The sequence below is a fragment of the Pseudomonas paraversuta genome, assembly GCF_904063065.1.
GTDB classification, from domain to species: Bacteria; Pseudomonadota; Gammaproteobacteria; order Pseudomonadales; family Pseudomonadaceae; genus Aquipseudomonas; species Aquipseudomonas paraversuta.
This window is the reverse complement of record NZ_CAJFCL010000006.1, coordinates 202,930-227,360: the sequence shown is the minus strand read 5'-3', so window position 1 is coordinate 227,360 and position 24,431 is coordinate 202,930. Positions and strand designations below refer to the sequence as shown.

Sequence of the window (24,431 nt, the reverse complement as noted above, 5' to 3'; positions counted from 1 at the left end):
CCGCACTGGAGCTGTGGCGGGCTGAGGGATTGATATCCCGCCCGCTGCTTGTGGGAGCCGGCTTGGCGGCGATACAGGCGGTGCGATAGCTGTGCCAAAAACGCAAAAAGCCCCGGCTCGCAGGAGACGGGGCTTTTTGCTGCAGCGTGGATCAGCGTTCCAGATCTTTGATCTTGCCTTTCACACCATCAAACTCTTCCGCGTCCGGCAGAGCGTCTTTCTTCTCAGTGATGTTTGGCCAGATTTCAGCCAGCTCAACATTCAACTGAATGAATTCTTGCATGTCAGCGGGCACTTCATCTTCAGAGAAGATGGCTTGCGCCGGGCATTCAGGCTCACAAAGCGCGCAGTCGATGCACTCATCCGGGTGAATCACCAGGAAGTTCGGGCCTTCGTAAAAGCAGTCCACCGGACAGACTTCTACGCAGTCGGTGTACTTGCACTTGATGCAGTTGTCGGTGACGACGAAGGTCATTTCTAATTTTCTCCTCAGGCGGCGGCAGCGAATCCCTTCCAGGACGGGTTCGCCGGGCTCGGGAGTGATATCTACAGACCAGGCTAAAAGGTCAGTAGCATCCCGAACCGCGCGCGATTCTATCAGCTTGAACGCATCAGCGTTAGATGCGTGTCTTTAATGTGTAGAGCAAATCAAGTGCTTTACGTGGCGTCATGTTGTCCAGATCCAGCTTGGACAGGTCGTCCAGCACCGGATGTGGCAGGCTGGCAAACATGTCGCTTTGCTGTGGCGGTGATTTTTTACCGGGCGTCGGACGGGGTGCTTCATGGGGCAGACTGGTGGTCTCCAGACGGCTCAAGTGCTCGCGGGCCCGGGTGATGACTTCGGGCGGCACGCCGGCCAGCTGGGCTACCGCCAGGCCATAGCTCTGACTCGCCGGGCCCGGCAATACATGGTGCAGGAACACGATTCGCTCATTGTGCTCGGTTGCGCTCAAGTGCACGTTGGCCACCAGCGGCTCATTTTCGGGCAGTACGGTCAGCTCGAAATAGTGCGTGGCAAACAGGGTGTAGGCGCGCAATTGGGCGAGACGTTCTGCCGCAGCCCAGGCCAGTGACAGGCCGTCGAAAGTACTGGTGCCGCGTCCAACTTCATCCATCAGCACCAGGCTGCGCTCGGTGGCGTTATGCAGGATGTTGGCGGTTTCGCTCATTTCAACCATAAAGGTCGAACGCCCGCCCGCCAGGTCATCGCTGGAACCGATTCGGGTGAAGATCCGGTCCACCAGCGACAGCTCGCAACTGGCAGCAGGAACGAAGCTGCCTATGTGCGCCAGCAGTACGATCAATGCGGTCTGGCGCATGTAGGTCGATTTACCGCCCATGTTAGGACCGGTAATCACCAGCATGCGGGTGTTGTCATCCAGCGCCAGGTCGTTGGCCACGAACGGCGTAGTCAACACTTGCTCTACCACCGGATGGCGGCCCTGGTTGATGCGCATGCAGGGTTCGTCAACAAAGCGCGGGCAGTTCAAATCGAGGTTCAGCGCGCGTTCGGCCAGGTTGCTCAGGACATCCAGCTCAGCCAGGGCAGCGGCGGTGTCCTGCAGCGGCGGCAGCTCACCGATCAGGGTTTCGAGCAATGCTTCGTAGAGCATTTTCTCCCGGGCCAGTGCACGGCTTTTCGCCGACAGGGCTTTGTCTTCGAAAGCTTTGAGTTCCGGGGTGATAAAACGCTCGGCGCCTTTTAGCGTCTGGCGGCGGATGTAATCAGCCGGGGCTTGCTCGGCCTGCTTGCTTGGCAGCTCGATAAAGTAGCCATGTACCCGGTTGTAACCGACCTTGAGGTTGGCCAGGCCGGTTCGGGCTTTTTCCCGGGCTTCCAGATCGATCAAAAACTGTCCGGCGTTTTCGCTCAGTGATTGCAGCTCATCCAGCTCGGCGTCATAACCGGTTTTCAATACCCCGCCATCGCGGATCACCGCCGGCGGGTTGTCGTTAATTGCTTTTTCCAGCAATGCCGCCAGCTCGGGATAGGTACCGGTGCTAGTGGCCAATTGCTGCAGGTGTGGTGCTTCGAGCCCGATCATCGCGTCTTGCAGTTCAGGCAGGGCACCCAAGGCATCGCGCAAGCGCGCCAGATCTCGCGGGCGCGCATTACGCAGGCCGATACGGGCCAGAATGCGCTCCAGATCGCCAATCTCTTTAAGCTGCGGCTGCAGTTTTTCGAAACGGTAGCCATCCAGCAAGCAGGTAATCGACGACTGGCGGGCCAGCAGCACAGGCAAATCGCGCAATGGGCGGTTCAGCCAGCGGGTCAGCAAACGGCTACCCATTGACGTCTGGCAGCGGTCCACCACGGACTGCAATGTATTGTCGCGACCACCGGCCAGGTTGGTGTCCAGCTCCAGGTTGCGTCGACTGGCACCGTCGAGCACCACGGTATCGTCGAGGCGTTCATGACGCAGGCTGCGTAAATGGGGCAGGGCGGTACGCTGGGTTTCCTTGGCGTAACTGAGCAAGCAACCGGCAGCGCCAATGGCCAGGGTCAGGTTCTCGCAACCGAAGCCTTTAAGGTCCTGGGTTGAAAACTGTTGGCACAGACTTTTCAGCGCCGAGTCGCGCTCAAAGTCCCAGGGTGCACGGCGTCGAACGCCACGGCGTTTTTCCGCAGGCAGGCCTTGGGGCCAATCGTCCGGGATCATCAATTCAACCGGGTTGATGCGCTCCAGCTCGGCCAGCAGGTTTTCCCAGCCTTTGATTTCCAGTACCGAGAAATTGCCACTGGTGATGTCCAGTACCGCCAGACCAAACAAGCGTTCGTCGCCCAGCACCGCTGCAATCAGGTTGTCACGACGCTCATCAAGCAGCGCCTCATCGCTGACCGTACCCGGGGTGATGATGCGCACCACCTGGCGGTCAACCGGGCCCTTGCTGGTCGCCGGATCGCCGACCTGCTCACAAATCACCACCGACTCGCCGAGTTTTACCAGCTTGGCCAAATACCCTTCGGCGGCATGGTAAGGAATCCCGCACATCGGAATCGCCTGTCCGGCCGACTGCCCGCGCGCCGTGAGGGTGATGTCCAGCAACTTGGCGGCCTTCTTCGCGTCTTCATAGAAGATCTCGTAGAAGTCGCCCATGCGATAGAACATCAACTGATCAGGGTGCTGGTTTTTCAGGCGCCAGTACTGCTGCATCATCGGTGTGTGGCTGGAGAGGTCGGAGCTGTTTTTACTCATGAGAGGCTTAGGCGGATTCGTTTTGAAAGTGGGGAAAGGCAGGCGCGCAGCCTGAGATTTTCATAATGGTCGCAAGGTTAACATGTCAGCTACCCGCATCTACAGGGGGACTCCGGGCTGCTATTAATAGAAGAAATTGCGTTTGCCATCTGCAAACAGCGCCAGCACTATTCCCGTCATGTCTAAACGAACTGTTTCAACTGTCCTCAACGAACTGCTGGTTCGTCACCGGATCAGCGCCATGGCGCTGCACCGCAGTACCGGTGTGCCGCAGTCCACGCTGTCGAGAATTTTGAGCGGCAAGATTGCCGATCCCTCTGATCGGCACATCTCCAGAATTGCCGAATACTTCCGCATCAGTACGGATCGGCTGCGGGGTCGGGACGATAGTCATCTGCTTGTCCCGAGCGAGCACCTGCACCCGGAGTTGCATGATATCTGTCTGTGGGATGACGACACCCCGGTGGCGGATGACGAGGTCTCCATTGCGTTCCTGCGTCAGGTGGAGCTGGCAGCCGGGACGGGGCGCTTTGCCATTGAAGAGAGCGAGCGTGCCCGGCTGCGTTTTGGCAAGCGCAGCCTGCGCCACAATGGCGTGGAGTTTGACCAGGCAAAGTGCGTGACAGTGCGCGGCGACAGCATGCTGCCGGTGTTGCGCGATGGGGCAACGGTTGGCGTCAATGCAGGCAAGCGCATGCTCGATGAGGTCGTCGACGGTGATCTGTATGCGATCAATCACAACGGTGAGCTGCGGGTAAAGCAGCTCTATCGTCTGGCAGGCGGGATTCGTTTGCGCAGCTTCAACAGGGATGAATACCCGGATGAAGACTATGCCTACAACGATCTGGAGGATGAACAACTGGTGATCCTCGGACATGTGTTCTGGTGGGGGATGTACGCTCGCTAGCGCTAATTTCAAAAAAAGCCCACATGAACGTGGGCTTTTTTTTGTCTTTTTTAAAGACCAATCCTACGGTCTGCGCCCTCTTTGTTGGCTTGTACAGGTGCGCTGAAAAATATATGCACTGATGCATTGACTGTATATCTATACATGCATAGTCTTTGCTTCATGGCAGTTTTCAAGTGCAGGGAGGCGACGTAACCGATAGCGCCCGCTTTCAGTCCAGGCCAGAAACTGGCGCTTATCAATTAAGGAATCAGGAGTGATGACATGCTGAATGAACCGCAACTACTGCTGGAGATGCCGGTTTTGCTGGTCATTCTTCTTGCCCTGGTGGGTGGCATTTTTGGTGAAATGTGGCGGGCCGACAAAGACGGCGCCAGCGGATGGTTGCTGGTGCGGCGCCTGGCCCTGCGTTCGGGGGCCTGCATGGTGTGCGGTGTCTCGACTTTCATGCTGCTGTACGCGGCAGGGATGTCTATCCTGGCGGCCGGTGCTTTTGGTTGCCTGACTGCTTTGGCCGGAGCGGATGCAGCCATCAGTCTGTACCAGCGCTGGGCGGCCAAGCGGCTTGGGGTCGATGGTTCTGCCGATTCTCGGATTGAACCGTAAGAGCGGGAGCTTTTTCCTGTGGGATGTCTGTCATGACAGTGGAGCCGTCTTGCAACACCCGGCTGCTCGTGTAGGTTATGGCGCTTACTGACCCCATCGGGAGAGAACCATGGACCCAATATCTCGACTCGCAGCTGAACTTGGGCACCAGTTACAAACTCTGAACGCTCAAGTAACGACCGCCGAGTCCTGCACCGGGGGGGGCATTGCAGAAGCCATCACCCGAATTGCCGGCAGTTCCGCCTGGTTTGAGGCGGGTTTTGTAACCTACTCCAATCAGCAAAAGACCCGGCAGCTGAATGTCCCGCAACCTTTGTTTACCCAGGTAGGCGCAGTCAGTCGCGAGGTCGTCGAGGCGATGGTGCGTGGCGCGCAGGTGCAAAGTGCTGCGCGGTTTGCCGTAGCGGTAAGTGGTGTTGCCGGGCCGGGCGGCGGTTCGCTGGACAAGCCGGTTGGTACTGTCTGGCTGGCGTGGGGGGTTGGCAATGAGGTTTCGGCCGAGCGCAGGCACTTTGCCGGGAATCGCGATGAAGTGCGTCGGCAAACGGTGATTGCCGCTCTGGAAGGGCTAATACGCCGAACGGTACGAGAAATAAAAAATCAGGGGTAGGCGATCGTTTATCGCTGTGGAATAATACTGGCTACTTATACAGTTATCGGCCGTCAGGCCTTATTGATTACGAGAGGACTTTAATGGACGACAACAAGAAGAAAGCCTTGGCTGCGGCCTTGGGTCAGATCGAACGTCAATTCGGCAAGGGCGCCGTGATGCTCATGGGCGATCAGGAACGCCAGGCAGTTCCGGCGATCTCTACCGGTTCGCTGGGTCTGGACATTGCACTGGGCATTGGCGGTCTGCCTAAAGGCCGTATTGTTGAAATCTACGGTCCAGAGTCTTCGGGTAAAACCACGCTCACCCTGTCGGTGATTGCCCAGGCGCAAAAAGCCGGTGCAACTTGCGCCTTCGTTGATGCCGAGCACGCTCTTGATCCTGAATACGCAGCCAAGCTGGGTGTGAACGTTGATGACCTGCTGGTCTCCCAGCCGGACACCGGTGAGCAGGCTCTGGAAATCACCGACATGCTGGTGCGTTCCAATGCAGTAGACGTGATCATTATCGACTCCGTTGCTGCACTGACGCCCAAAGCTGAAATTGAAGGCGACATGGGTGACATGCACGTCGGCCTGCAAGCCCGTCTGATGTCGCAAGCGCTGCGTAAAATCACCGGTAACATCAAGAACGCAAACTGCCTGGTGATCTTCATCAACCAGATCCGGATGAAAATCGGCGTGATGTTCGGTAGCCCGGAAACCACCACGGGTGGTAACGCGCTGAAGTTCTACGCTTCGGTTCGTCTGGATATCCGCCGCACCGGCGCGGTGAAAGAAGGCGACGTGGTTGTCGGTAGCGAAACCCGTGTCAAAGTGGTCAAGAACAAGGTTGCCCCGCCATTCCGTCAGGCTGAGTTCCAGATTCTTTACGGCAAGGGCATCTACCTCAATGGCGAGATGATCGACCTGGGCGTTTTGCACGGCTTCGTCGAGAAAGCGGGCGCCTGGTACAGCTATAACGGCAGCAAGATCGGCCAGGGCAAGGCCAACTCCGCCAAGTTCCTGGAAGATAATCCTGATATCAAGGATACCCTTGAGAAGCAGCTGCGTGAAAAACTGCTGGGTCCAAAGACCGATAGTGAGCTTGCAGAAATGAAGAGCATGCCAAAGATGAAGAAGGCTGCCAAAGAAGCTGCAGCGCTGGCTGAAGCCGAAGAAATGGAAAACGCTACCGACAGCGATAACTGATAGACACCATGACGGCTGTTCTGGATAACCTCGTCGCGGTACGACGAACTGCAATGGACCTGCTCGCGCGACGTGAGCACGGTCGAGTCGAGCTGACGCGCAAGCTGCGTCAGCGAGGCGCTTGCCCCGACATGATCGATATCGCCCTCGACCGCTTAACGGAAGAGGGGCTGTTATCGGAGTCGCGTTACCTCGAAAGTTATATTTCCTACCGTGCCGGTTCTGGTTATGGCCCTTTGCGTATTCGCGAAGAGCTTAACCAGCGTGGCTTGCCCCGTGGGGATGTCGAGGAAGCGTTGCGCGAATGCGGCTTCAACTGGCAAGAAAAGCTGGAAGATACCTGGCGGCGCAAGTTTTCCGGGCAGATGCCGGACGATGCAAAAGAGCGTGCTCGCCAGGGGCGCTTCTTGAGTTACCGGGGTTATCCGCTTGAAATGATCGGCCGTCTGCTAAGTGGCCGAGAGTTCGATGACTGATAGCACTCAGTGTTGCTCTGTCATATAGCCTTCTGCTGCATTCCGGGCACAAGGGTGCTACTTGTCGGCGCGAACTTGTTGCAGGAGCGAGTTTGCTCTGCGAGCTGATCCTGAGTTGAAACACTCGGATCAGCTCGCAGAGCAAACTCTGTTCCTGCAGGACGTTTGAAGTGTTTGACGAACGCTTACCTTTTACCGAGTTACTGACTCACTCAGTACTGGCCCGGGTCCCTTATCTACTTCAGCCCAGTTCTGCGGCAGGTTGATAAAATCGATCAACTCTCGCAGTCGCCCTTGATTACGGCCACTAAATGCAAAGCTCAGGCAGGTGAGGTGGCTGAACTTGGGGTCTTCATGTTCAAAGCCTTCATAGCCCTGTTGCACGTAACTGCCGCTCAGGCAGATATCGGCAAATGTCTGCTGTATATGTTGCAGAGCCGAAATGCTCACGGGGCGCTTCATGCGTATCACAAAGTCTTTGGTCAACCAGCGGCTTGAATGGAAGTTGCTGTAGAACTGATTGATCTCGGCCACGGCCTCCTCGGCTGTATGGACCAGGCGCATCAACTTCAAATCATTGGGCAGAATGTACTGGTGGGCCTCCAGTTGATTGCGAATGAAGTCCAGGGCGCTTTGCCAGAATGTTCCACCGGGCATATCCAGTAACACCACGGGTACCAGGGGCGTTTTGCCGGTTTGCATCAATGTCAGTACTTCCAACACTTCATCCAGGGTGCCAAAGCCGCCCGGGCACATGACCAGCGCATCCGCTTCTTTTATGAAAAACAGCTTGCGGGTAAAGAAGAAGTGAAATGCCAGCAGGTTGGCCGTGCCGTTGATGGTGGGGTTGGCCCGTTGCTCAAACGGCAGGGTGATATTGAAGCCCAGGCTGTGTTCCAGCCCTGCGCCTTCATGGGCCGCCGCCATGATGCCGGCACCGCCTCCGGTAATCACCATGAAATCTGACTTTGCCAGGGTTGCGCCCACCTGGCGGGCCAGTGCATACAGCGGGTGCTCAACGGGTGTGCGAGCCGAGCCGAAGACTGTCACTTTACGCTGGCCCTTGAACTGCTCCAGCACGCGGAAGGTTTTTTCGAGTTCGCGAATGGCTTGCAGGGTGATCTTGGCATTCCAGCGATCAAAGTCGTCGTGGGCCATGCGCAATATGGTCAGGATCATCTCGCGATAAAGCGGGCGATTCGGACTATTTGACGCAATCTGCTGCAATTGTTCATCGACCTGTCGCGCAAGGTCCAGGCCCTGGCTTTCGAGAAGCGCGAGTGGCTCATTGGGTTGATCAGGCATGTACTTCTCCTTGTGTACAACATCCAGGATGGCGCCGCAAACGGGGCTGGCGCGCAGACACTTAGTGTCCAGCTGATGGCTTGATCATGGTCTTGCCGCATCCTGACTGGCAATAGCTAATTGCCTGATGTGCATGAAGAATGGTCGCTGCAGTGCAAGGGGGAGGAGGCAGGGATCACACGCCGTATGGAGTTACGGCGTGTTGACGCAATGAAGAGAAAATCAGTTTTTCCGCTGGCAATTGTCAGCGCCGATGTCCTGGACCAAGACCGACTTGCCGGTTTTATATTCCGTGATAGCGAAGCGCATTGTGGCGCCCTTGGCCATCAGTTTGCGGAAGTTCGGGTTGCTGCACACGCTGCGGCCCAGTTGTGGCACTGCGGCTTCCGGGGCGGAACGCATTTGTGCAGCCAGAGTCGGGCTGGCTTCCAGATTATTGATCAATACCGTGCCATCGACGGTAAAACCTTTATCCAGAAGGTCGGCATTGATTGCGCGCGGCTTTCCTTCATTACTTTTTTCAGCCACCTGCTGCAGGTTTTTATTCAGATTGAATTCTGCAAGAGAGGCCGCTTGTGCGCCCAATGGCAGTGCAAGCAATAGAGCTACGGCTGGAATAATGGTGCGCAACATGAATCTCTCCTGATTGACGTGACGCAGGGTTTGACCCGTCATAGATCTGTGCGTTCAGTGGCGCAGGAGTATAAGGCCAGCATGAGCTGACAGGAAATGCCAAAGGTCATGGGGGCGAGTGCCGGCGCTCTGCCTCTGTTAGACTTCGCGCCTTTCTATTGTTTATCTGCTTGTGCGCCACTCATGGCGAATAAGCGGTTGGCGCCTTAAGTAAAAAACCATGACCCAGATGACCTTTTCCCCTAATGCAGTGGCCCGTTTACGAGACGAGCGTGAAGAGGAGAGCACCAAACCCTATTTGTCGCGGGGGTCACGGGCACCGCGTTGCCATACCTGTCGCGTTATAGAAAGCCATTGCCTGTGCAGTTGGCGGCCCAGGGTTAACGCGCGCTCGGGTGTGTGCCTGATCATGACCAAAAAGGAAGTGTTCAAGCCCAGCAATACAGGATGGCTGATCGCTGATGTGGTGAGTGACAACTTCGCCTTTATCTGGTCGCGAACCGAGACCGATGAGGTGTTGCTCGCTTTGTTGTCTGATCCGCAGTGGCAACCCTATCTGGTATTCCCCGGAGAATATGTCGAGCCAGGACGTGTGACCCACACGGTGGATATCGACAGCAGCAAGCGCCCGCTGTTTATCTTGCTCGACGCTACCTGGACTGAGGCGCGCAAGATATTTCGCAAGAGTCCGTACTTCGATGCCTTGCCTATTTTGAGCCTGCTGCCGGAAAAACTCTCACGCTACCGTTTGCGCAGATCCACCCGCAGTGAGCACCTGTGTACCGCCGAAGTGGCCAGTTTGTGCCTCGATCTTGCGGGCGATAGCGACGCATCCACGGCGCTGGACGCGTATTTCGATGTCTTCAGCCAGCATTATCTGGATGCCCGGAATCAACTGCCGATGAATGAGTCCAGCGCGGCGCATCTGGAACTGGGTACTTTTTGTAAAAGACCTTCCCAGGAATCGGTCTCAATAGACTAAAGAAGTAGCGCTACAATTTTCGCGCAAATGCAGTTGAGTGCCCGAGAGGGTGAGGATGATAGCGCCGTGATGGCTTCAGTTTGGATCGGGACCTCAAGTTTTCAACTTGACCACCCCAGTCGTGCTGGGCATGCTTGGCGCCGATTCGGCTGCAACTGCTGCTAAAGCGCCCATATTTTCCGACGTTTAGCGTAAATCGCGCCCTTTGATGCACAGTATTTGCGCTGTTGCTCGAATTGCCTTAGCGAGTACTGGAATACATCAGGGCTCGCCTGAAAAACAGGATCATTTAAAAAATGGCCACATACGAAATCCTGATAGCCGACGACCATCCACTGTTTCGCAGTGCCTTGCATCAAGCCGTGACTATGGGGCTGGGTTCTGATGTTCGTCTGGTTGAAGTCGCCAGTATTGCCGAGCTTGAAACACAGCTGGCAGTAAAGGCCGATTGGGATCTGGTACTGCTCGACTTGAACATGCCCGGCGCCTATGGTTTTTCCGGGCTGGTATTGCTGCGTGGCCAGTACCCGCAAATTCCGGTGGTGATGGTTTCAGCCCAGGAGGAAGCCTCGATCATGGTGCGCTCCCGTGAGTTTGGAGCCAGTGGCTTTATCCCCAAGTCCAGCTCGCTGGAAGACATTCAGAAGTCGGTACGGGCTGTGCTGGATGGCGATGTGTGCTGGCCGCCCCAGGCGTTTGAGGATGTACAGGTGTCAGCCGAGGCCAAGGCTGCGAGTGAGGGCCTTGCCAGTCTCACGCCCCAGCAGTTCCGGGTGCTGACCATGGTCTGCGAGGGTCTGCTGAACAAGCAGATCGCCTATGAGCTGAGTGTTTCCGAAGCGACCATCAAGGCGCACGTAACCGCCATTTTCCGTAAACTGGGGGTTCGTACCCGGACCCAGGCCGCGTTACTCTTGCAGCAACTTGAATCAATTTCGAGCCATTAAACTTGCCGCTCTTCACGTTTTTTTGACAAAGCGTGAACTAGCGTTCCCCTCTCATTTTTTACGCAGTTGCCTCTCTATGTCGCCTTTTAAAGGTAAAACCGGATTTAAACGGATTTTGAATGCCGGCGGCTACTCGCTGGACGGTTTGCGCGCGGCCTTTACCGGTGAAGCCGCTTTTCGCCAGTTGGTACTGCTCAATGTCGTGTTGATCCCGCTGAGCTTCTTTCTGAATGTCAGCCGGGTAGAGCGCGCCTTGTTGATCGCGGTATGCCTGCTGGCACTGATCGTTGAATTGCTGAACTCGGCGATCGAAGCGGCCATCGACCGCATCTCGCTCGATCTGCACCCGCTGTCCAAAAACGCCAAGGACATGGGCAGCGCCGCCCAGTTTGTGGTGCTGACCATGATTGCCGTGGTGTGGGCAGTGATTCTGCTTTAAGCGATTGTCGGCAATACGATCTCGTCGCTGCGCTGCACCCCCGCGGTGAAAGCGCGGCACAGTTCCAGAAATTCGCGCATGGCCGAGGTCTGATACTTCTTCTTGTGCCAGATAAAGAAGAACTGCCGGGCCAGATCCAGGTCGGGGGTCTCTACAGCGACCAGACTGCCGCGTCGAAAGGCGTCACGTAATGCCAGGCGAGAGATGCAGCCTATCCCCAGGCCTGACTCCACGGCGCGTTTGATTGCTTCGGTATGTTCCAGTTCGAGACGGATATTGAGCGTGCTTTGGTGATGGCGCATCGCCTGATCAAATGTCAGACGGGTGCCGGAGCCTTGTTCGCGCAGAATCCAGGCTTCATGGGCCAGCTCTTGCAGGGAGGCATGGCCGCGCGCAGCCAGTGGATGTTGTGGGGCGCAAAACACCACCAGTTCATCTTCAACCCAACTCTGGACTTCGATGTCGGGGTGGCTGCAATCGCCTTCAATCAGACCCAGATCAATTTCATAATGCGCAACTTGCTGCACGATATGCGCAGTGTTTTGCACAATCAGTTTCACCTGGCTTTCCGGGTGAGCCTGCATGAAGCTGCCGATCAGCAAGGTGGCCAGGTAATTGCCAATGGTCAGGGTCGCGCCCACGGTCAATGAACCAAAGCCGGACTTGCCGTTGAGCAGGTCTTCGATTTCCTTGGCCTGATCCAGCAGGGCGACTGCCTGTGGCAGCAGTTGGCGGCCCAGCGCGTTGAGGCTTAAGCGTTTGCCTGCGCGATCGAACAACTGGCAGCTGGTCTGGCGCTCGAGTTCGGTGATTGAAGTACTGGCAGCAGATTGAGATAGGGCCAACAAGCCGGCAGCGCGAGACACGCTCTCCTGCTGGGCGACGGCAACGAATACCTGGAGTTGTCTGAGAGTAAATCGCATATCGATATAACCGATAACCCTTATCTTAATAATTCAGTTAACAGATATTGTCGTCGCCATTAGAATGTTATGCAATCGCGCCCATAGTCAGCGCTGGCGAATTTAGGAGCCCCGTACATGAGCAACATGAACCACGAACGTGTCCTCAGTGTTCATCACTGGAACGACACCCTGTTCAGCTTCAAGTGCACCCGTGACCCGGGCCTGCGCTTTGAGAACGGTCAGTTCGTGATGATCGGCCTGCAACAGCCCAATGGCCGTCCGCTTATGCGTGCCTATTCGATTGCCAGCCCGAACTGGGAAGAGCATCTGGAGTTCTTCAGCATCAAGGTGCCGGATGGCCCGCTGACTTCCCAGTTGCAGCACTTGAAGGAAGGCGACGAGATCATCATCAGCAAAAAACCGACAGGCACCCTGGTGCTTGACGATTTGAAGCCGGGCAAGCATTTGTATCTGCTGAGCACCGGTACGGGCCTGGCGCCATTCATGAGCGTCATCCAGGATCCGGAAACCTACGAGCGTTTCGAAAAAGTGATCCTGTGCCACGGTGTCCGTTACGTCAACGAAGTTGCTTATCGCGAGTTCATCACCGAGCACTTGCCACAGAACGAGTTCTTCGGCGAAGCGCTGCGTGACAAGTTGATCTACTACCCGACCGTGACCCGTGAGCCATTCGAAAACGAAGGCCGCCTGACCGATCTGATGCGCAGCGGCAAGCTGTTCAGCGATATTGGTTTGCCACCGATCAACCCGCAGGACGACCGCGCCATGTTGTGCGGCAGCCCGAGCATGCTTGATGAAACCAGCGAAGTGCTCAACAGCTTCGGGCTGAAAGTTTCGCCGCGTATGCGCGAGCCGGGTGACTACCTGATCGAGCGCGCCTTCGTCGAGAAGTAAGCGTCGCCGATTGAAAAATGTGGGAGCTGGCTTGCCAGACTCCCACATTTTGTTTGCGGCTATTGCTTCGGGATCACTTCCAGCACACGTATCACATCCGGCTGCGGGTAATGCCAGCGTACGTCCAGATCCCAAAAGCGGGCACCGTATTCGCGCTCTGGAGCAGGAATCTGGTAGGCCGGGCGTGGGTCCTGGGCCAGGCATTGCTCAATCAGCTCCACCAGCGGCTCTTGCAGGCGCAGGGCCTGGCTGTGTGCCTGTTGCAGGGCAGAGTCAGTCCAGTGCACGGGAATCAGCACCGGCGCGGCGCTGGCCATGCTGTTGCTGGCACTATCGATGATATCGGCGTAGGGCACGTACGGTTTGATGTCGAGAATCGGCGTCCCGTCCAGCAGGTCAATTCCCGAGATAAACAGCCGACCGGCTTCAACCCTGTCCAGCTTCACCACGGACTGGCCTATGCCATTGGGGCGATGGGTGGCGCGGGTGGCAAACACCCCCAGCGACTTGTTGCCCCCCAGGCGCGGCGGACGCACCTTGAGCCGGGGTTTGTCTTCCAGTGCCTGATGGAACACAAACAGCAGCCAGACATGGCTGACCTGCTCCAGGCCCTGCACGGCATCGCCTTGATCGAAGGGCGCGACCAGCTCCAGCACGCCACGGGCGGCCGGGGCCAGTTGCGGCTGGCGCGGAATGGCGAATTTCTCTTTGAAGCAAGAGCGCACAAAACCGATCGGGGAGACGCTGTAGGTCAAAAGTCATGCCTCTGTAGGAGCGAGCTTGCTCGCGATCGCATCACTGCGGTTATCCAGAACAATCGGGTTGTCTGCATCGCAGGCAAGCCAGTTCCTACAGGATTTATGGCGCCTGAAGGCCGAGTATCAGCCGCGAATGCGCAGGGTCAGACCCTTGAGGAAGTTGCGCAGCAACTGGTCGCCACAGGTGCGGTAGTTGGTGTGGCCGAATTTACGGAACAGGGCGCTCAGCTCGGGCTTGGAGACTGGAAACTCCGAAGCCTTGAGGATGGCGTGCATGTCGTCTTCCTTGAGTTCAAAAGCGACGCGCAGTTTTTTCAGGATCACGTTGTTGGTCACCGGCACTTCAATCTTGACCGCTGGACGGCTGTCATCCTTGCCGCGCTTGAAAATCACCAGACCATCAAGGAAGTGCGCCATCACTTCGTCAGGGCAGCGCACAAAACCTTCTTCTTCGTCTTTTTTCAGGTAGGTCAGGACGTCTTCTTTAGTGACGTCCAGGCCACCCAGTTTGATGATTTCCACGACCTTGTTGTCGCTGATGTCGAGCATGTAGCGCACGCTGCGCAGTACGTCGTTATGAATCATTTGGTCAATCCTGATATTCAGCAGTGAGCACCGCAGGCGTTGCTGCGGTGTCGAAATGTTCGGGGCGGTGCGCTATTTAGAACTTTTCTTTGGTCGTCATGTAGCGCCATTGGCCTGTAGGCAGCTTGCCCATCGAGACCCCGCCAATGCGAATCCGGCGCATGGAAATGACGGTAAGGCCTACAGCCTGACAGAACAGTGCAATAACGCCCGGCTGAGGGTTTTTCATTGCAAAGCGTAGGCGGTTTTCACTCTGCCAGCTGGCTTTAACCGCAGGCAGCTCGCGCCCTTTGTAGGTCATGCCGTGATTGAGCCGGTTCAAACCGTGGGGAGCCATCTCGCCAGAGACTTCGACCACGTATTCCTGCTCGATTTTGTTGGCGTCGGCGGTCAGCTTGCGGACGATTTTCCAGTCCTGGGTAAACACCAGCAGGCCGCTGGCGTTGGCCTGGAGTTCGTTGCCAACGCTCAGGCGCAGAAAGTGGCCCTTGAGCGGACGCTTGCCGTAGCGGTGCTCTTCGCTCAGTGACTCGGGGCCGATCAGGGCCATAGCGCTGTCAGTATCCAGGCCTGGCGGAGCGTTCAGCAAAATGGTCACAGGCTCGGGGGGCGTGGCCTTGGCTTGCGGGTCCAGCTCGACTTTTTGGTTGTCGACCTTGAATTGCGGCTCGTCGATGACTTCGCCATCTACCGTGACCCAGCCACCTTCAATGAACAGTTCGGCCTCACGGCGGGAGCAGCCGACGAGTTCGATGAGGCGTTTGGAGAGACGTATCGGTTCAGACATGACAGGGGCCGTAAAGGAATTGGGCGGCTATTGTACCCGCCTGGCGCCGGTTAAGCCCGGCAACATTTGCCTTATGCGCGTGTTGGGCGCTTATACCGCAGGTGCAGTAGCGGATAAGGCTGGCCCATGCCGTCTTTTTCGCTGCGTCCGACCACCTCAAAGCCCTGCTTGAGGTAAAAGCCGATGGCTTGCGGGTTTTGCTGATTGACGTCCAGTGCCTGTGCATTCAGTTCGTCGATGGCGAATTTGAGCAGGCACTTGCCAATGCCCTGGCCCCGGAAGTGCGGGTGGATGAAGAGCATTTCAACCTTGCCCGCAGCTACTCCGGCAAAACCGCTGATGCGTTTGCTGACAGGATCCTTGCAGCAGATCAGCATCACGGCGTCCAGATACTGGTCTTTGACCAGTTGGCGCAGTTGTTGAATATAACTGTCGGGCAAAAAGTCATGGGTGGCGCGAACCGAGGCTTCCCACACGTCAGTCAATTCTTCGAAGTCCGTAAGGCGGGGTGTATGGATAGCCCATTTCTGTTGCATCGTGCATGTCTCCTGACGATGGAAGCGACAGGTTTACGATAGCCGTAAAAAAAGCCCTGACGCCAGGGCGGCAGGGCTTTTTGAGACGCGGTCGCTGTTTAGATGACTTCAGCCCACAAGTCATACTCGTCAGCATCGGTCACACGGCACATGATCTTGTCGCCGGGCTTGATGTCTTTTTCGGTGGCGATAAATACGTTGCCGTCGATTTCCGGAGCGTCGAAGAAGCAACGGCCAACAGCGCCTTGCTCGTCTACTTCGTCAATCAGGACTTCGATTTCCTTACCGATTTTCATCAGCAGGCGGGCCGCGCTGATGGCCTGCTGGTGGGCCATGAAGCGGTCCCAGCGGTCCTGCTTGATGTCATCCGGCACGATGGCCGCGTCCAGCAAATTGGCCGGAGCACCTTCCACGGGGGAGTACTGGAAGCAGCCTACGCGATCCAGTTGAGCTTCTGTCAGCCAGTCGAGCAGGTACTGGAAGTCCTCTTCGGTCTCGCCCGGGAAGCCGACAATGAAGGTCGAGCGGATGATCAGGTCCGGGCAGATGACGCGCCAGTTCTTGATGCGGGCCAGGGTCTTGTCTTCAAATGCCGGGCGCTTCATGGCCTTGAGCACTTTCGGGCTGGCGTGCTGGAACGGGATGTCCAGGTACGGCAGGATCTTGCCGGCGGCCATCAGCGGAATCAGCTCGTCAACGTGCGGGTACGGGTAAACGTAGTGCAGGCGTACCCAGACACCCAGCGAGCTCAGTGCTTCGCAGAGTTCGGTCATGCGGGTCTTGACCGGCGCGCCGTTCCAGAAACCGGTACGGTATTTCACGTCTACGCCATAGGCGCTGGTGTCCTGGGAAATCACCAGCAGCTCTTTGACGCCGGCCTTGACCAGGCGCTGGGCTTCGTCGAGGACGTCGCCTACCGGGCGGCTGACCAGTTTGCCGCGCATCGACGGGATGATGCAGAAGCTGCAGCTGTGGTTGCAGCCTTCGGATATCTTCAGGTACGCGTAGTGACGCGGCGTCAGTTTGACACCTTGAGGCGGCACCAGGTCGATCAGCGGGTTGTGGTTCAGGTTGGGCGGCACGGCGTCGTGCACGGCGTTGACCACTTGCTCGTACTGCTGCGGGCCGGTGACGGCCAGCACGCTCGGGTGAACATTGCGGATGGCGCTTTCTTCCACGCCCATGCAGCCGGTCACGATAACCTTGCCGTTTTCCTTGATGGCTTCACCAATCACTTCCAGTGATTCAGCCTTGGCGCTGTCGATGAAACCGCAGGTGTTGACCACCACGACATCGGCGTCCTGGTAGGTAGAGACGACATCGTAGCCTTCCATACGCAGCTGCGTGAGGATGCGTTCGGAGTCGACCAGGGCTTTGGGGCAACCCAGGGAGACGAAGCCGACCTTGGGGGCGGCTGGCGTGGTAACGGTGGACATGGCGAACCTCGGTATGTAGTGACGTTACATGCCCGTAAAGGCTGCACGACGAACGGGCGCTTGATGCGCCTCTGATCAAAAAAAGTGCGCAATTTTAGCTATGGTCAACGCAGTTGACCAGCGTTATACAGGGATTTACGACGAGTGCTGCGCTATGCTGCGCGCCGTTGCGAAAATAGGGTTTTTAAACAGCGCGATTTCGTCAATGTGAGTCGGAAAATCAGCGCATGCTGCTGATCAAAAGTGGCGCAAACCATTAAGAAGCACGGTCCGTGATCGTAGGAGTGGTTGATGGGGCAGGTAAGTAGTCAGGCTGCAGAAGACGGTCACGCAAAGGTAAAGCCCATCGGGATGCTGGTTGCTGCAGTTGGCGTGGTGTACGGCGATATCGGCACCAGTCCGCTGTACACCCTTAAAGAGGTGTTTTCGGGCGGCTACGGAGTACAGGTCAGCCACGATGGCGTGTTCGGCATTTTGGCGTTGATCCTGTGGTCGCTGATCTGGGTCGTGTCGATCAAGTACGTTCTGTTTATCCTGCGGGCCGACAACGAGGGCGAGGGCGGGATCATGGCTCTTACCGCGTTGGCGCGACGGGCTGCTGCGCCTTATCCCAGGCTGCGCTCGGTGCTGGTCATTCTGGGGTTGATCGGGGCTTCGCTGTTTTACGGCGACAGCATGATCACTCCGGCGATCTCGGTACTGTCTGCCGTCGAAGGGCTTGAGCTGGCGTTCACCGGGCTGGAGCGCTGGGTTGTGCCCCTGTCCCTGGTCATCCTGATTGCGCTGTTTTTGATCCAGCGCCGGGGTACCGCCATGCTGGGCAAGCTGTTTGGCCCGATCATGGTGCTTTGGTTTGTGGTGCTGGGCGGACTCGGGATACACGGCATCTTGCAGCATCCTGAAGTGCTGAACGCGCTGAACCCGGTGTGGGGTGTACGTTTCTTTGTCTCTCACCCGGGCATGGGCGTTGCCATTCTGGGCGCCGTGGTGCTGGCTTTGACGGGGGCCGAAGCGCTGTATGCCGACATGGGGCACTTCGGGCGCAAGCCGATTGCCCGGGCCTGGTTCATTCTGGTATTGCCGGCGCTGGTGCTGAACTACTTCGGCCAGGGGGCTTTGTTGCTGGAAAACCCGGAGGCGGCCCGCAACCCTTTCTATCTGTTGGCACCCAGCTGGGCACTGATCCCGCTGGTGGGCCTGGCTACCCTGGCGACCGTGATTGCATCCCAGGCCGTGATTTCCGGTGCGTTCTCCTTGACCCATCAGGCCATTCAGCTGGGTTATGTACCGCGTATGCATATCCAGCACACCTCCAGTGCCGAGCAGGGGCAGATTTATATCGGAGCAGTGAACTGGTCCTTGATGGTCGGGGTTATTTTGCTGGTGCTGGGCTTTGAGTCCTCCGGCGCTCTGGCTTCGGCCTATGGTGTGGCCGTGACCGGGACCATGCTGATCACCAGTATTCTGGTATCGGCGGTGATGCTGCTGCTGTGGAAGTGGCCGCCAGTTCTGGCGGTCCCGGTGTTGATCGGCTTTCTCCTGGTGGACGGCCTGTTCTTTGCCGCCAACGTGCCGAAAATTGTCCAGGGCGGTGCATTCCCGGTACTGGCGGGGATTGTGCTGTTCATCCTGATGACCACCTGGCGGCGCGGTAAACAGCTATTGGTCGACCGTCTTGATGAAAGCGCGTTGCCGCTACCGCTGTTCATCAGCAGCATTCGGGTGCAGCCGCCGCATCGGGTACAGGGTACGGCCGTGTTTCTGACCGCCCGGCCAGATGCCGTGCCCCACGCGCTGCTGCACAACCTGTTGCACAACCAGGTGCTGCATGAGCAGGTGGTATTGCTGACCGTGGTCAACGAAGATTCGCCGCGGGTGCCTGCCCAGAGGCGTTTCGAGGTGGACTCTTATGGCGACGGCTTCTTCCGGGTGATCTTGCACTTCGGCTTTATGGATGAGCCGGATGTGCCTGAAGCGTTGAAACTGTGCCATCTCGACGAGCTGGATTTCAGTCCTATGCGCACCACCTACTTCCTGAGCCGGGAAACGGTGATTGCCTCCAAGATTGTGGGCATGGCGCGTTGGCGCGAGACGCTGTTTGCCTTCATGCTGAAGAACGCCAACGGCAACCTGCGATTCTTCAGGCTGCCCGTCAACCGGGTAATTGAGCTGGGAACCCAGGTCGAGATGTAGCGCTGTCGAGATGACCAAAAAAAGCCCCGGTTCGTGAGAACCGGGGCTTTTTTGTTGCTGACTGCTGCAGGGTTGCGGGGGGTTACGGTGCGGTTGCCTGATGCTTCTTGATGACGTCTACCAGGCGCTGGGCCAGAGCCGGGTAGTTCTCGTCAAAGTGATGGCCCCCTGGCAGCTTCATGCTTTCACCGACGGCGGTCTTGGCAGTGCAGCCGCTTTCATCGACTTCTTCCGCGCCATAAATGCACACCACTTTGGCGGCAGGCAGCCTGGACATCTCTTCGCCGGTATCGGCTTCTGCGCCGGCTTTGCCAAGCCAGCCGTCGACGTGGATTTCAAAGCTGCCGCTACGGGCAAAAGCCAGCAGGATGATGGCGTCAACGCGCTTTTGCTCGGCTTCAGGCAGGCGGTTGAAGGTGGCAGGCAACACGTCGGCACCAAATGAATAGCCGACCAGTACAAAGCGCTGGGTACCCCACTTTTGCCGATAGTGCTGCATCAGCTCGGTCAGATCGGTAGCGCTTTGCTCCGGGGTCTTGTGCTGCCAGTAGTAGCGCAGCATGTCGATGCCGACCACCGGGTAGCCGATCTTCGCCATCTCGCCGGCCACGTCGCGGTCCAGGTCGCGCCAGCCGCCGTCACCGGACAGGAACAGGGTCACGGTGCTGTTTTGCTGGCCGGCCGGTACTTCGACCACAGGCATGTTCAGCCCGCCGTTTTCATCCCCCACCAGTATTTTGCGCAGCTCATTGCTGAGTACTTGGGGGTAGTGAATGTCGTAGTCGCTGATGCTGGTCTGAGCATTCGGCTGATCGCGTACGAAGGCGGCGCTCGGGTCGTCAGGGTTGTCGTTCCAGGCCACCAGCCAATTGCCGTGTGCCGCCGACTTGGGCAAGGGCAGGGTGCAGCCGGGTTGTTCGAGCATGAAACCGACTGACACGGCTTGTGCCTTGTCATCGGTTTGCCCGGCCAGCCAGCGCCAGGCCAGGGTTGCGCCAGGACCTATGCCACTGACCAGCGTGGCAGGGCCGTCAAGCTGTTGCAGTGCGTTCTGCAGGGCCTGTTGCTGCAGGGTGCAATCTTCCTTGGGCAGGATCACCTGCACCAGTTGTGCTTTGCCGCCACGGCTCAAGGCCATCAGCTGGGTGTCGCTCAGTGCTTCTTCGACCGGAGTGGCTATTACGATCCGGGCCCTGGCTTTCTGGCCGGGTATCACTTTGGTCAGGGTCGAGCCGTCGGTTTGGCTCAGGTGTTCTATCGTCGGTTCCGGGGCAGGACGATTCCAGAACCAGTAGCCGCCTGCTGCAAGCGCGACCAGAACTATCAAGGTAAGCAATAAAAACCGCCAGGAACGATGTTTCATTAACGTTTCACCAATCCAGTCAAGCCGCCTGCAATCAGGGCGGCGGTATCAGCCAGTGCCACCAGCGGATCAAGTCCTGCGGGCACGGCCATATAACGAGGTTCCCAGTCAGGCTGGAATTTGTCTTTAAAGCGACGCAAACCCTGGAAGTTGTACAGGTGCTCGCCGCGCTGGAACAACATCGACCCCAGACGCTGGGTCAAAGGCGCTCCGCGACGCGGTTGCAGACCGGACAGGGGTACCATTCCCAGGCTGAAACGTGCGTATCCATGCTTTTTATAATGTTGAATCAGGCCGACCATCATGAATTCCATGGTCAGTTTTGGGGCCTCCGGGTGGGCGCGCATCAGATCGAGGCTCGACAGTTCATGACTGTGGGTCTCAAGCAGGTTGGCGAAAGCCACCGGTTTGCCTTCAAAGCGGATAATGGCCACGCGAAAGTGCTTGATGTACTCGGTGCTGAATCTTCCGAGGGAAAAGCCTTTTTCGCGCACGTTCTTGCCCGTCAGCCAGGCATCGGAAATCACCTTGAGCTCATCCATCGGCGCCTCTCCCGGCTCATGGATTTCCAGTGACAGGCCATCACGTGTGCCGCGATTCCAGGTGTAGCGCAGGTCTTTCATCTCTTTGCCTTTGGCTTCGAGATCAAAACGGTGCAAGTCGACCCGGGCTTCTTCGCCGAGTTTGATCGCGGTCAGGCCAATGTCCATATAGAACGGCAGGTTCTCGGCACGCACTTGATAAAACACCGGCCGGGCGTGGTAGATATCGCACAGGTCACGGAACTGCCAGATCAGCTCGGCCCGGGGCTGGTTAGGCCCGATAGGGTCATACAGTGCCACCAGGCTGCGGCCTCGGCGGGCGTACATCAGGAAGGCGTTGTCGTCCGGATGGAACAGCAGGGCCTTGTCGCCGGTCAGGGCCAGGCCGCCATCGGGCTGATCGGAGGCCAGGAGGATTTTCTCGGCCCTTTCCAGCTCCCCGGCGTCCGGCAAGTGGATTGCCGGGCGCGCGGTGCGCAGCAGCCAGGTCAGCGAAACAATCACCAGCAGCACTGCCGCGCCCATCAGTGAGCGCAGGCCCCGCGGGGCGTCAGAATCAAGGGTGAACTGCCACCACAACTGATGGCTATAAGGAACGTCTTGATAGGCGAACAGCAGCAGCCAGATCGAGGCACCCAGGACGCAAATGCTGGCCACCAGATACAGTGGCGAAAAGGGTAGTTCGGTCAGGCGGCTCGGGCGGTAGAACGAGCGGCGAAACAGTCCCAGCAGGCTGGCGGTGAGAACCAGAATGGAGGCTTCCTCCCAGTCAAAGCCTTTGAGCAGGGAAAGCACGGCGCCCACCAGCAGCAAAATGGTGGTCAGCATCCAGGCTGCCGACAAGCGCCGGCGCAGGCCCTGGGCCAGTAGCAGGCACAGAACCCCGATCAGGCTGGCGCCGAAGTGCGAGGCGTCAATCAGGCGATGGGGGATCAGGAAGCCGATGTGTTCCAGGCGGGTGTCGATCTCGGGAGTGGCGCCCGAGAACAGCAAAACCACCCCGGACATAAACACCAGCACAGCCAGGACCGGTGCCGCGAGGCCTGAGGCCACCCGCAGGCTTTGGCGGGTATGAATCAGTCGTTGGGCTTCGTTGATCAGCAGCATCAGGCATGCGACCAGCAGCGGCATGATCACATAGATCATGCGATACAGCAGCAGGGCCGCAGCCAGGGGTGCGGCACCCAGCTGGTTGGCAAAGGCGGCAAGCAAGATGGCTTCAAAGACCCCGACGCCGCCCGGCACATGGCTGAGTACGCCGGCAGCCAGCGCCAGCAGATAAACCAGCAGGAATGGACCAAAAGGCGGTGCTTCAGGCAGCAATAAATACAGGACTGTGGCCGCAGCAGCGACATCCAGTGCCGTAATGACCAGCTGCAACAGGGTCAGGCGCGGGCTTGGCAGACGCAGCGTGCGGCGTCCGGCCTTTACCAGCAGGTTGTCGGGGATCGGCTGCTCGGGCAGGCGACGTCGATAAATACCCAGCACCAACAAACCGAATAACGCCAGAACCGCAAAAGCGATCGCCCCCAATAGATAGGCGGGAATATGCAAGGCGGCGGAGGCCGCAGGCAGGTTGCTCAGGGTTGCCAGCGCCGCCAGGGGCGGTAGTGCACAGCCCAGGGACAGGCTGGCAAACAGCGTCATATGGGCGACTTCAGAGGCGCCAACACCATGTCGTGCATACAGGCGATAACGCACAGAGCCGCCGGACAACAGTGACAGGCCGATGGCGTTGCCAATGGCAAAGGCGGTAAAGCCCCCTAGGGCCAGGGTTTTGGGGGGTAGCTTGACCCCTGCATAACGACTGGCGGACCACTCGTAGCCGAGCAAAATCACGAATCCTGCGGCCGTCGCAGCCAGGGCGCCGAGGAGGGCGGGCTTGGGGACTTCCAGAATTGAGTCTTGCAGGGCATATAGATCAAGCTCGCTGAGCAGATGCCGGCACGCGATCAGCGCAATCGCAAACAACAGTAAAGTGAGTGCAAGGCCAATGGGTTGACGGTATTTGCTCAACAAATCCAGCCAGCGCAAACGAGTTGCGGCAATCGGGTGGGCTGCTGTAACGGCTTCTTTAAGTTCTGGCGAGTTATCGGGCATCAATCACCTCGTGGATCGTGCGCGACAGGATGGGGGCATAAACTCAAGTTACCAATCCTTTTGGCTAAAGTTTTTCAAAATATTGCCAGTTGTTTGTCTGAGGTTCAGGTTTGGCGTTTGAAAAAAAGGTAATTGCCGGCCCACAGCATAGTCGAACGGATTTTCAGAAATATGATGTTTATTTTTCGCTGGTCGTCTATTGCAGACTTTTCGAGCACGCACAAAAAAGGCCACTCTTTCGAGTAGCCTTTTTTGATGTTTGGTTGCGGGAGCCGGATTTGAACCGACGACCTTCGGGTTATGAGCCCGACGAGCTACCAGACTGCTCCATCCCGCGTCTGTGGGGTGGATTCTACAGCGAATCGCCGGGCTGTCAACCCCTGAATCTCGTAAGCGATTGAAATGTCCGGATTTAATCCTGCGCCTCCGGTCGGGGAGGGGGAGCAAAAACACCCGGGCACAAAAAAGGCCACTCTTTCGAGCAGCCTTTTTATGTTTGGTTGCGGGAGCCGGATTTGAACCGACGACCTTCGGGTTATGAGCCCGACGAGCTACCAGACTGCTCCATCCCGCGTCTGTGGAGCGCACTCTACAGTGATGCGCTGGGGAGTCAACCTTTAATGCGAAAATGCACTAAATAAGATCAATGCAGCTGGTTTTCAGGCGACGGCCTGATCCTGGTCGGCTCGATCCTGCAGGAGAGCTCCCCGGTCTTCAAGATTGTTCCGCTGTACAAGGGGAGAGGTTGTTGCGAGCAGATCGCTCTTTGTGCGGCGGGTCATAAAACAGGCGCGCACAAAAAAGGCCACTCTTTCGAGTAGCCTTTTTCGATGTTTGGTTGCGGGAGCCGGATTTGAACCGACGACCTTCGGGTTATGAGCCCGACGAGCTACCAGACTGCTCCATCCCGCGTCTGTGGGGTGGATTCTACAGCGATACGCTGGGCTGTCAAACCTTAATTTAGATAAAAGTGTTCTGGTTCAATCGCTTAGATAAAAGTGCGGGTTATAAAAACGGCT

General features: G+C 57.5%; 22 protein-coding genes and 3 tRNA genes. 10 read left to right on the top strand and 15 right to left on the bottom strand.

Annotated features, from left to right (window positions below; all coding sequences use genetic code 11):
• Window positions 1-151: 151 nt before the first annotated feature.
• Both fdxA and mutS read right to left on the bottom strand, forming a co-directional pair.
• Window positions 152-475: a ferredoxin FdxA gene (gene fdxA, locus JQ845_RS14340; RefSeq protein ID WP_003443045.1), complete on the bottom strand. Its 324-nt coding sequence runs from the start codon at window positions 473-475 to the stop codon at window positions 152-154.
• A gap of 142 nt (window positions 476-617) precedes the next feature.
• Complete coding sequence (gene mutS / locus JQ845_RS14335; protein ID WP_010655682.1) at window positions 618-3,197, bottom strand: DNA mismatch repair protein MutS; 2,580 nt, start codon at window positions 3,195-3,197, stop codon at window positions 618-620.
• 178 nt (window positions 3,198-3,375) lie between these two features.
• On the opposite strand from mutS, the gene JQ845_RS14330 reads away from it, so the two are divergent.
• The 5 genes from JQ845_RS14330 to recX all read left to right on the top strand — a co-directional run bounded on the left by JQ845_RS14330 (window position 3,376) and on the right by recX (window position 6,986).
• A complete protein-coding gene (locus JQ845_RS14330; protein ID WP_083912790.1) occupies window positions 3,376-4,104 on the top strand; it encodes a LexA family transcriptional regulator in 729 nt (242 codons plus the stop codon).
• Between the two features lie 264 nt (window positions 4,105-4,368).
• Complete coding sequence (locus tag JQ845_RS14325; RefSeq protein ID WP_003443035.1) at window positions 4,369-4,710, top strand: phage holin family protein; 342 nt, start codon at window positions 4,369-4,371, stop codon at window positions 4,708-4,710.
• 109 nt (window positions 4,711-4,819) lie between these two features.
• Window positions 4,820-5,320 (top strand): CinA family protein, encoded by a 501-nt coding sequence (locus JQ845_RS14320; protein WP_003443032.1) that lies wholly within the window; start codon window positions 4,820-4,822, stop codon window positions 5,318-5,320.
• 83 nt (window positions 5,321-5,403) lie between these two features.
• Complete coding sequence (gene recA, locus JQ845_RS14315; RefSeq protein WP_010655684.1) at window positions 5,404-6,510, top strand: recombinase RecA; 1,107 nt, start codon at window positions 5,404-5,406, stop codon at window positions 6,508-6,510.
• An 8-nt stretch (window positions 6,511-6,518) separates the two neighbouring features.
• The gene (recX, locus tag JQ845_RS14310) at window positions 6,519-6,986 is read left to right on the top strand and encodes a recombination regulator RecX (protein WP_003443026.1); all 468 of its coding nucleotides are present in this window, start codon (window positions 6,519-6,521) and stop codon (window positions 6,984-6,986) included.
• 192 nt (window positions 6,987-7,178) lie between these two features.
• Here the strand turns inward: recX and JQ845_RS14305 are convergent, their stop codons facing one another.
• On the bottom strand, window positions 7,179-8,291 hold the full coding sequence (locus JQ845_RS14305) for an LOG family protein (protein WP_010655685.1): 1,113 nt from the start codon (window positions 8,289-8,291) through the stop codon (window positions 7,179-7,181).
• A gap of 222 nt (window positions 8,292-8,513) precedes the next feature.
• Window positions 8,514-8,924 (bottom strand): PA3611 family quorum-sensing-regulated virulence factor, encoded by a 411-nt coding sequence (locus JQ845_RS14300; protein ID WP_003443021.1) that lies wholly within the window; start codon window positions 8,922-8,924, stop codon window positions 8,514-8,516.
• Between the two features lie 229 nt (window positions 8,925-9,153).
• On the opposite strand from JQ845_RS14300, the gene JQ845_RS14295 reads away from it, so the two are divergent.
• From JQ845_RS14295 to JQ845_RS14285, 3 genes are all read left to right on the top strand, one after another.
• Window positions 9,154-9,906, top strand: coding sequence for a tRNA-uridine aminocarboxypropyltransferase (locus JQ845_RS14295; protein WP_203009193.1), 753 nt, complete (start codon window positions 9,154-9,156; stop codon window positions 9,904-9,906).
• 296 nt (window positions 9,907-10,202) lie between these two features.
• Entirely contained in the window at window positions 10,203-10,853 is a 651-nt protein-coding gene (gene erdR, locus JQ845_RS14290; RefSeq protein ID WP_003443017.1) for a response regulator transcription factor ErdR, read from the top strand.
• Between the two features lie 76 nt (window positions 10,854-10,929).
• Window positions 10,930-11,292 carry a diacylglycerol kinase gene (locus JQ845_RS14285; RefSeq protein WP_003443016.1) on the top strand — a complete coding sequence of 121 codons (363 nt, stop codon included), beginning with the start codon at window positions 10,930-10,932 and terminating at the stop codon, window positions 11,290-11,292.
• Here the strand turns inward: JQ845_RS14285 and JQ845_RS14280 are convergent.
• Window positions 11,289-12,215 (bottom strand): LysR family transcriptional regulator, encoded by a 927-nt coding sequence (locus JQ845_RS14280; protein WP_003443015.1) that lies wholly within the window; start codon window positions 12,213-12,215, stop codon window positions 11,289-11,291. The two genes, JQ845_RS14285 and JQ845_RS14280, sit on opposite strands and share 4 nt — an antisense overlap.
• Window positions 12,216-12,332: 117 nt before the next feature.
• Here JQ845_RS14280 and fpr point away from each other — a divergent pair, with 117 nt between their 5' ends.
• Window positions 12,333-13,112 (top strand): ferredoxin-NADP reductase, encoded by a 780-nt coding sequence (gene fpr / locus JQ845_RS14275; protein ID WP_003443014.1) that lies wholly within the window; start codon window positions 12,333-12,335, stop codon window positions 13,110-13,112.
• A 59-nt stretch (window positions 13,113-13,171) separates the two neighbouring features.
• Here the strand turns inward: fpr and tsaA are convergent, their stop codons facing one another.
• The 5 genes from tsaA to rimO all read right to left on the bottom strand — a co-directional run bounded on the left by tsaA (window position 13,172) and on the right by rimO (window position 17,214).
• Window positions 13,172-13,867 carry a tRNA (N6-threonylcarbamoyladenosine(37)-N6)-methyltransferase TrmO gene (gene tsaA / locus JQ845_RS14270; protein WP_003443013.1) on the bottom strand — a complete coding sequence of 232 codons (696 nt, stop codon included), beginning with the start codon at window positions 13,865-13,867 and terminating at the stop codon, window positions 13,172-13,174.
• A 126-nt stretch (window positions 13,868-13,993) separates the two neighbouring features.
• Entirely contained in the window at window positions 13,994-14,455 is a 462-nt protein-coding gene (locus tag JQ845_RS14265; protein ID WP_003443012.1) for a YehS family protein, read from the bottom strand.
• 76 nt (window positions 14,456-14,531) lie between these two features.
• Window positions 14,532-15,242 (bottom strand): rRNA pseudouridine synthase, encoded by a 711-nt coding sequence (locus tag JQ845_RS14260; protein WP_203009166.1) that lies wholly within the window; start codon window positions 15,240-15,242, stop codon window positions 14,532-14,534.
• Between the two features lie 71 nt (window positions 15,243-15,313).
• On the bottom strand, window positions 15,314-15,778 hold the full coding sequence (locus tag JQ845_RS14255; RefSeq protein WP_010655688.1) for a GNAT family N-acetyltransferase: 465 nt from the start codon (window positions 15,776-15,778) through the stop codon (window positions 15,314-15,316).
• Window positions 15,779-15,876: 98 nt separating this feature from the next.
• The gene (rimO, locus tag JQ845_RS14250) at window positions 15,877-17,214 is read right to left on the bottom strand and encodes a 30S ribosomal protein S12 methylthiotransferase RimO (protein WP_203009165.1); all 1,338 of its coding nucleotides are present in this window, start codon (window positions 17,212-17,214) and stop codon (window positions 15,877-15,879) included.
• Window positions 17,215-17,505: 291 nt separating this feature from the next.
• Between rimO and JQ845_RS14245 the strand changes: the two genes are divergently transcribed.
• On the top strand, window positions 17,506-19,407 hold the full coding sequence (locus JQ845_RS14245) for a potassium transporter Kup (protein ID WP_003443008.1): 1,902 nt from the start codon (window positions 17,506-17,508) through the stop codon (window positions 19,405-19,407).
• An 82-nt stretch (window positions 19,408-19,489) separates the two neighbouring features.
• Here the strand turns inward: JQ845_RS14245 and JQ845_RS14240 are convergent, their stop codons facing one another.
• The 5 genes from JQ845_RS14240 to JQ845_RS14220 all read right to left on the bottom strand — a co-directional run bounded on the left by JQ845_RS14240 (window position 19,490) and on the right by JQ845_RS14220 (window position 24,324).
• Window positions 19,490-20,770 carry a virulence factor family protein gene (locus JQ845_RS14240; RefSeq protein ID WP_203009164.1) on the bottom strand — a complete coding sequence of 427 codons (1,281 nt, stop codon included), beginning with the start codon at window positions 20,768-20,770 and terminating at the stop codon, window positions 19,490-19,492.
• Entirely contained in the window at window positions 20,770-23,412 is a 2,643-nt protein-coding gene (gene mprF / locus JQ845_RS14235) for a bifunctional lysylphosphatidylglycerol flippase/synthetase MprF (RefSeq protein WP_203009163.1), read from the bottom strand. Before mprF ends, JQ845_RS14240 begins: the two co-directional genes overlap by 1 nt.
• Before the next feature lie 260 nt (window positions 23,413-23,672).
• A tRNA-Met gene (locus tag JQ845_RS14230) sits at window positions 23,673-23,749 on the bottom strand.
• A 160-nt stretch (window positions 23,750-23,909) separates the two neighbouring features.
• A tRNA-Met gene (locus tag JQ845_RS14225) sits at window positions 23,910-23,986 on the bottom strand.
• 261 nt (window positions 23,987-24,247) lie between these two features.
• Window positions 24,248-24,324, bottom strand: a tRNA-Met gene (locus JQ845_RS14220).
• Window positions 24,325-24,431: the final 107 nt, after the last annotated feature.